Below are 7,280 nucleotides of genomic sequence, written 5' to 3' on the forward strand. Positions count from 1 at the left end.
CGTAACTGACCATAAGGCACAGCGGCCCGGTAGCGCGCTAACGCAACAGACCCCCTGCCTTGAGGGCAGGGGGTCTGTTGGGTTGGCCCGGAAAATCCGGGCGGGTGGCAATTAGTTGCCGGTCAGCTTCTCGCGCAGTGCTGCAAGAGCCTCGTCGGAAGCGAGCGTGCCGCCACCGGTGTTGGACTCGGCTGCAGCCGGCTCGGAGGAGTAGCTGGTGGTGCCGGAGTCGCTCTCGCCGGACGTTGCAGCTGCAGCGTCGTCGGCAGCGTGCTGGGCAACCTGCTTCTTGTGGGCTTCCCAGCGGGTCTGGGCGTCAGCGTACTGCTGCTCCCAGGCGGCGCGCTGGTTCTCGTAGCCTTCAAGCCACTCGTTGGACTCGGGATCGAAGCCCTCGGGGTACTTGTAGTTGCCCTCTTCGTCGTACTCTGCGGCCATGCCGTACAGAGCAGGATCGAATTCGGTGCTGTCGGCGTCGACGCCCTCGTTGGCCTGCTTGAGGGACAGCGAGATGCGGCGGCGCTCGAGGTCGATGTCGATGACCTTGACGAACAGCTCGTCGCCAACGGAGACAACCTGCTCTGCCAGCTCCACGTGGCGAACGGCCAGCTCGGAGATGTGGACCAGGCCTTCGATGCCGTCTTCGACGCGAACGAACGCACCGAACGGAACCAGCTTGGTGACCTTACCCGGAACAACCTGGCCGAGGGCGTGGGTGCGGGCGAAGGTCTGCCACGGATCTTCCTGCGTAGCCTTGAGTGACAGGGAAACGCGCTCGCGGTCCAGGTCGACCTCGAGAACCTCGACGGTGACTTCCTGGCCAACTTCGACAACCTCGGACGGGTGGTCGATGTGCTTCCAGGACAGCTCGGAAACGTGAACCAGGCCGTCTACGCCGCCCAGGTCCACGAAGGCACCAAAGTTGACGATGGAGGAAACGACGCCGGGACGGACCTGGCCCTTTTCCAGCTTGTTGAGGAACGTGGAGCGGACCTCGGACTGGGTCTGCTCGAGCCATGCACGGCGGGACAGGACCACGTTGTTACGGTTCTTGTCCAGCTCGATGATCTTGGCTTCGATCTGCTGACCGATGTACGGAGCCAGGTCGCGCACACGGCGCATCTCGACGAGGGATGCGGGCAGGAAGCCGCGCAGGCCGATGTCGAGGATAAGACCACCCTTGACAACCTCGATGACGGTACCGGTGACAACACCGTCTTCTTCCTTGACCTTCTCGATGTCGCCCCAGGCACGCTCGTACTGAGCGCGCTTCTTGGAGAGGATCAGGCGGCCTTCTTTGTCTTCCTTGGTGAGCACCAGGGCTTCGACCTGATCGCCAACGGAGACGACGTCTCCGGGATCAACGTCGTGCTTGATGGACAGCTCGCGGGAGGGGATGACACCTTCGGTCTTGTAACCGATGTCGAGCAGGACTTCATCGCGGTCGACCTTGACGACGGTACCTTCGACGAGATCTCCGTCGTTGAAGTACTTGATGGTCGCGTCGACTGCTGCGAGGAAGTCCTCAGCGGTACCGATGTCGTTAATGGCGACTACGGGGGTACCGGGCTTCTCGGTGGAGGTGATGGTCATGTAGTAGGGGCTCCGTTGTGGATAGTTAGTCGGTCAGGCAAACCGGCGCGCCCGCGTTATGGAACGCAGGCGCGATTTGCGGCGAATCCGACGGATCCTCCGGGTCATCCTGATTTTGTGGATTTCAGAAAGCATGCACGTGGTACACGCCCGTTTATTCTAGTCGCTGCGCGCAACACGGGTCAAAGCGGCCCGCCTTGCCCGGCGTGCGTGCCCTCAGAAGTGCGTGAGGCAGTGGGTTGCTCGCTCGACGGCGAACATCTGCCTGGCCTTCAGGGCTGAGCCGGCCGTGTTCTCCCGGATCCGGCCTGCTGCCGTCAGCGTGACGGGGCATACGGCGCCCAGGTAGATCGAGGACAGTGCCGAGACATCCAGCACAAGGTCCGCTTCCGCGGTCTCCGGCAGGCGTTCGACGGCGGCGTCCCCGCTGTGGACCTGCAGCGCGAAAGTGCCCGCCGTGAGGCCCAGGGAGTCATGGACTTCGAGGACCAGTTTGTCGTCCGCCGGGTAGTGCCTGGCCTCAAGTGCCTTGGCTGCGTCGAGGATGCGGAGCCACAGCATGTCCCGGCTGTCCGACGAATCGATGCAGCGGGGGTCTGCAAGGGCCCAGGTCAAGGGATCATCCAGCGGCGCTTCGTCCCAGGAAACGCGCTCCACCAGGTCGATGGCGCCGAGGAACTGCCAGAGCTCCAGGTAGGCGTCGTTGCCGGCGGCCACCAGGTCCACCACTTCCACGGTGTAGGGTTCCGTGTCCCAGCCGAGGAATTTGTAGGAGACGTAGCCGTCCACGGCTCCGTCCGCCGAGTAGTGGAGCGCCACTTTGATGGCGGGATCCTCCTTGCCATCGCGACCGAGCGCTCCCGACGCCAACTGCCGGTACCAGTCCTGCCGGCCGAGGGACCCGGGTGTGAGTTGGTGGACACGCTCAAAAACCTCCGGTGCGAGCTGCAGCAGGGCCGTGGGGTCGGCAATTTCCACGCTGCCCGTGGGCCGGTGCGCCAGGCTGAACCGCGCAGTGGTATCCACCTTGACGGAGCGTTCGAAGCTGGCGACGCCGTAGCCGAAGCGCCCGTAGATGGCTCCCTCCGAGGCGGTGAGGGCCGCCATCGCGATGCCGTCCTCCTTGGCGAGGTGCAGGTCCTCGCTCATCATCCGGCGCAGCAGCCCACGGCGGCGGTGCGAGGTGCGGACTGTCACGGACGTGACCATCTGTGTTTCCAGCGTCCGGCGGAAACCAATGTTGAGGCTTTTGCGGAATGTGGCGAACGTGGCCACCGGTACCTCTGCGGGCATCGACGACGGCGCAACGGTTCCGGTCTGGTAGACGCCCGTGAGGATGCGGCCGTCCGCCTCGTATGTGGCAAGCGACTTTGCCACGTGTTCGGGCGTGCGCGTGGACTCGTGGAATCCGAAGGACACCGCCCGGGACCAGGTCTCCGCCTCCGCATAGCCGTCATTGTTTTTGGACACTGCGCCGAAGCGCCGGATCTCATAGTTGCCGCTCAGGTCAGCCATTCGTCCGAGCCTAGCCAACGGGTCCAACTTCTGGCCAGCAGCGACACGCTTCTGTGCAGCTCAGAGCCGCCTTACGGGTTGGCGGAGGATGGTTTTCAGCTTCTCGGGCGCCACCCTGCGCGCGTCGCTGAGGTAAATCTCATGGTGCTGGCCGGCAAAGGCCAAACCATTGGCCGGCATGAACTCGCTGTGCAGGCGGTGCAACGTGGGACCTTCGTCGTCGTAGCTGCCGATGTGCAGGATCTGCACGGAGAGGCCTTCGTCGAGAACCTCAAGGCGGAGCAGGTCCAGCCCCGGGACCTTTTTCGCCGCCGCCTTCGCGATGCCGTCCTGCACTTCAGCGAAGCCGATCCAGTCCGGCTGCAGGATCATCATGGTCCACTTCCAGCTGTCCTTGTCGCCCCGGGTGAAGGCGACCGGGTCGTCTGCAGTCCACAAGCCTTCCAGCGGTGCGACGGCGTAGTCCCGGCCTGCGTGCTTGCTGGCAAACTTCACTGCGTAGGACACCGAGAACAGGGCTTCCAAGGCCTCGGCGTAGGCCGGGGCTGTCCCCGGGTTGCCCTGTCCGTCCAGCATGAGGTACTTCAGCGGCGGGACGGTGACCACGTCGAAGTCCCGGGTGCGGGGCGCGTACAGTTCCTTGAACTGCTTCCGGACGTCGTACTTGTCCATCGCGTCCCGCCCCCTTCTTTTCTGGTGCCCCGCCGGTTCCTGGTGTCCGGCTCCTAGTGCCCGGCGTCGTACCAGCTCGGACCAACACCAATCTGGACCTCCAGCGGAACAGTGAGGTCCGCCGCGGCTCCCATTTGTGCGGTGACGAGCGTCTCCACGGCCTCCCGCTCCCCCGCCGCGACTTCGAGGACCAGTTCGTCGTGGACCTGCAGGAGCATCCGCGATTTCAGCCCCTGTGACTTGAGTTCTGCGTGGACGCCCAGCATGGCGCGTTTGATGATATCCGCAGCCGAACCCTGGATGGGGCTGTTGAGGGCGATGCGTTCAGCGTTCTCCCGGAGCTGCCTGTCGGTACTGGTCAGGTCGGGGAGGTACCGGCGGCGCCCCTCGATGGTTGCCGTGTAGCCGTCCACCCGGGCCTGGTCCACAACGCCGCGGAGGTAGTCGCGGACCGCCCCGAACCGGTCGAAGTAGTCCTTCATGAGGGTGCGGGCCTCGTCCACGGAGATCTCCAGCTGCTTGGACAGGCCGAAGGAGGTCAAGCCGTAGGCCAGCCCGTAGGACATTGCCTTCACCTTGGAGCGCATGGCGCTGGTGACTTCCTCGGTGGGCACGTGGAAAATGTTGGAGCCCACGAACCGGTGCAGGTCCTCGCCGTCCTTGTACGCCTGGATGAGGCCGGCATCACCGGACAGGTGCGCCATGATGCGCATTTCGATCTGGGAGTAGTCCGCGGACAGCAGGCATTCGTAACCGTCGCTGACCACAAAGATCCCGCGGACGCGGCGGCCTTCCTCGCTGCGGATGGGGATGTTCTGCAGGTTGGGGTTGTTCGACGAGATCCGGCCCGTGGCCGCCACGTTTTGGGCGTACGTGGTGTGGATGCGGCCGTCTTCGGCAACAGACTTTTTCAGCGACTCCAGCATCTGGCGCAGCTTGGCGGCTTCCCGATGGGCCATGAGCTGTACCAGGAACTCGTGTCCGGTTTTGTCCAGGAGATTCTTCAAGGACGCGGCGTCGGTGGTGTAGCCGGACTTGATCTTTTTGGTCTTGGGCAGCTGGAGCTCTTCAAACAGCACGGTCTGCAGCTGTTTGGGCGAACCGAGGTTGACCTCGTGGCCTATCGCCGCAAAGGCCTGCTCCTGGGCGTTGTCTATGACCCTGGCAAGGTCCGCAATCTGCTCATCCATCCGGGCCATGTCGATGCCGATGCCGGCTTGTTCCATGTCGGCCAGGACCCGGCTGACCGGAAGTTCCAGGGTGGACAGCAGTTCCTCGGCGCGGCGCTCCTTCAGCTCCGCTTCGAAGAAGCGGCTCAGTTCAAGTACGACGGCGGCGGCCTGCACCAGTGCGCCCGCGGCCGCTTCGTCGTCGCCGTCGAAGGAAAGCTCAAGCTGGCCGGCTTTGGCGGTGGCGGCGGGGATTCCGACGTTGAGGTGATGCTGGGCGAGTTCGGCAAGTTCGTACGTGCGGCGGTCCGGTTGGATGAGGTAACCGGAGATCGAGGTATCGTCCACCACGCCGCCAAGCTCCAGGCCGCGGGAGGTCAGGGCTTTCAGTGCGGCTTTGAACCCGTGCATGACCTTCGGCGCTTCGGGGTCGCGCAGCCATGCGGCCAGGACGTTTTCCGCCTCAGCGTCCTGGGCGGAGAGATCGATGTATGCGGCGGCGCCGTCGCGGACGATGGCCAGCGCGGCCGCGTCCTCGCCGATCCGTCCCGGCACCAGATCCACCGCGACGGCGGAGCGCAGGCCCGCGCCGCCCTTCAGGAATTCGGCGAGCCCCGCAGCGCCGGAGGGCGTAATGAAGTCAGGGGTTTCGATGCTCGCACGCTCGGGGGCGGGGGCGTCGTCGTCGCCGTACAGGGCGAAAAGCCGGCCGCGGATGGCCTTGAACTCGAGCTGGTCGAACAGGTCCTCGAGGGCTGCCTGGTCCGGGCGCGGCTCATACAGCTCATCCAGCGTGACGGGAAGTTCCAGGTCCGTGTGGAGCTGGTTCAGGCGGCGGTTGCGCTTGACGGCTTCGACGTTCTCCCGCAGCGCATCACCCACCTTGCCGCCAATGGAATCCACGTGTTCAAGTACGCCCTCAAGACCGCCATAAAGGTTGATCCACTTGGCTGCCGTTTTGGGGCCCACCCCGGGCACTCCCGGGAGGTTGTCGGCCGTCTCCCCCACCAGCGCCGCGAGATCTGAATACCGTGCGGGGCTAACGAAATACTTGGCCTCAATTGCGGCGGCATCCATGCGCGGGATGTCGCTGACGCCCTTCTTCGGGTACAGCACAAAAACGTTGTCCGTGATCAGCTGGAAAGCATCCCGGTCTCCCGAAACCAGGAGGACCTCGAAACCGGCCTTCTCACCCATCGCGGCAAGGGTGGCAAGAATGTCATCAGCCTCGTAGCCGGGCATCTTGATGGTCTTGATGCCCCAGGCTTCCATCACCTGGCCGATGAGGTCGATCTGGTTGTTCATCTCGCGTGGGGTCTCGTTCCGGCCCCCCTTGTATTCGCTGTACTCGGCTTTGCGGTGTGTGGACGAGTCTGAGACGTCGAAAGCCACGGCGATGTGGGTGGGCTGCTGTTCCTTAATGAGGTTGATCAGCATCGAGGTGAAGCCGTGGATGGCGTTGGTGTGCTGCCCATTGGCGGTGGAAAACTTGTCCGCGGGGAGGGCGAAGAAGGCGCGGAAGGCCATCGAATGCCCGTCCAGCACCAGCAGCCGCGGCTGTCCCGTCATGGGAACAACGGGGGCGGCAGTCGCCGAAACCGACCCACCGGCCTGACCGGGAACCGTATCCTGAACAGCAGCGTCCTCAAGGGCAGTTGAGCCCTGCGGGGCATTGTCCTCCTGCAGGACATTGGACGGGAAAGGGGCCGGTTTGGTTGTTTCACTCACAGGTGCCAGCCTAGTTGGCATGATGGACAATTTCACGCCCGGCCCCTTCGCCGACGAGCTCACCTCCGCCGGTGTCCCGGAGCACCTGCATGCCTGGCTGGGTCAATTCGGGATCGGCGCCCTGGTAGTGAAGATGGGGATCCGTTTCCTGGAGATGAGTCCGGAACGGACAGTAGCCACCATGCCGGTGGAAGGGAACACGCAGGTGGCTGGAATCCTTCACGGCGGCGCGCATGTGGTGCTGGCCGAAACGCTCGGATCATTCTCCGCGGGTATGCATGCAGGGCCTGGCCGCCATGCAGTTGGCATTGAAGTCAGCGCTACGCATCATCGGTCCATCTCCGCGGGCACGGTAACGGGAACGTGTAGCGCGATCCATCTCGGCCGGACACTGGCCACGCACGAGATCGTTATAACGGATGAGCAAGGGCGCCGGCTGTCAACCGCACGCATCACCAACATGATCCGGGACAACGCCGCAGCGCAGGGCTGAGGAGCGCTTTCGGCATTCCGTAAGCAGCGCCGGAATGATGCTCCTATAGCTGTCAATTGGTGTTGAGCCAGTCTGAGTACCGTTGGAAGAAGTGGTCGTCTCGGGTGAGT

The 7,280-nt window shown here is 63.9% G+C and carries 5 protein-coding genes; 1 reads left to right on the top strand and 4 read right to left on the bottom strand.

The genetic code is table 11. From position 1 onward, the window contains the following. Positions 1 to 111: 111 nt before the first annotated feature. The 4 genes from rpsA to polA form a co-directional block, all read right to left on the bottom strand. Positions 112 to 1,593, bottom strand: coding sequence for a 30S ribosomal protein S1 (rpsA, locus tag CXQ88_RS18275; RefSeq protein WP_104045544.1), 1,482 nt, complete (start codon positions 1,591 to 1,593; stop codon positions 112 to 114). 216 nt (positions 1,594 to 1,809) lie between these two features. Continuing rightward, a complete protein-coding gene (locus CXQ88_RS18280) occupies positions 1,810 to 3,108 on the bottom strand; it encodes a GNAT family N-acetyltransferase (RefSeq protein ID WP_181037598.1) in 1,299 nt (432 codons plus the stop codon). Positions 3,109 to 3,168: 60 nt separating this feature from the next. Next, positions 3,169 to 3,780 (bottom strand): GyrI-like domain-containing protein, encoded by a 612-nt coding sequence (locus CXQ88_RS18285; protein WP_104045545.1) that lies wholly within the window; start codon positions 3,778 to 3,780, stop codon positions 3,169 to 3,171. Between the two features lie 53 nt (positions 3,781 to 3,833). Then, positions 3,834 to 6,518, bottom strand: a complete 2,685-nt coding sequence (polA, locus tag CXQ88_RS18290) for a DNA polymerase I (protein ID WP_104045556.1) — start codon at positions 6,516 to 6,518, stop codon at positions 3,834 to 3,836. A gap of 178 nt (positions 6,519 to 6,696) precedes the next feature. Here polA and CXQ88_RS18295 point away from each other — a divergent pair, with 178 nt between their 5' ends. Then, the gene (locus CXQ88_RS18295; RefSeq protein ID WP_104045546.1) at positions 6,697 to 7,170 is read left to right on the top strand and encodes a hotdog fold thioesterase; all 474 of its coding nucleotides are present in this window, start codon (positions 6,697 to 6,699) and stop codon (positions 7,168 to 7,170) included. Positions 7,171 to 7,280: the final 110 nt, after the last annotated feature.

Source organism: Arthrobacter sp. ZGTC412 (assembly GCF_002929215.1).
Classification (GTDB): Bacteria; Actinomycetota; Actinomycetes; order Actinomycetales; family Micrococcaceae; genus Arthrobacter.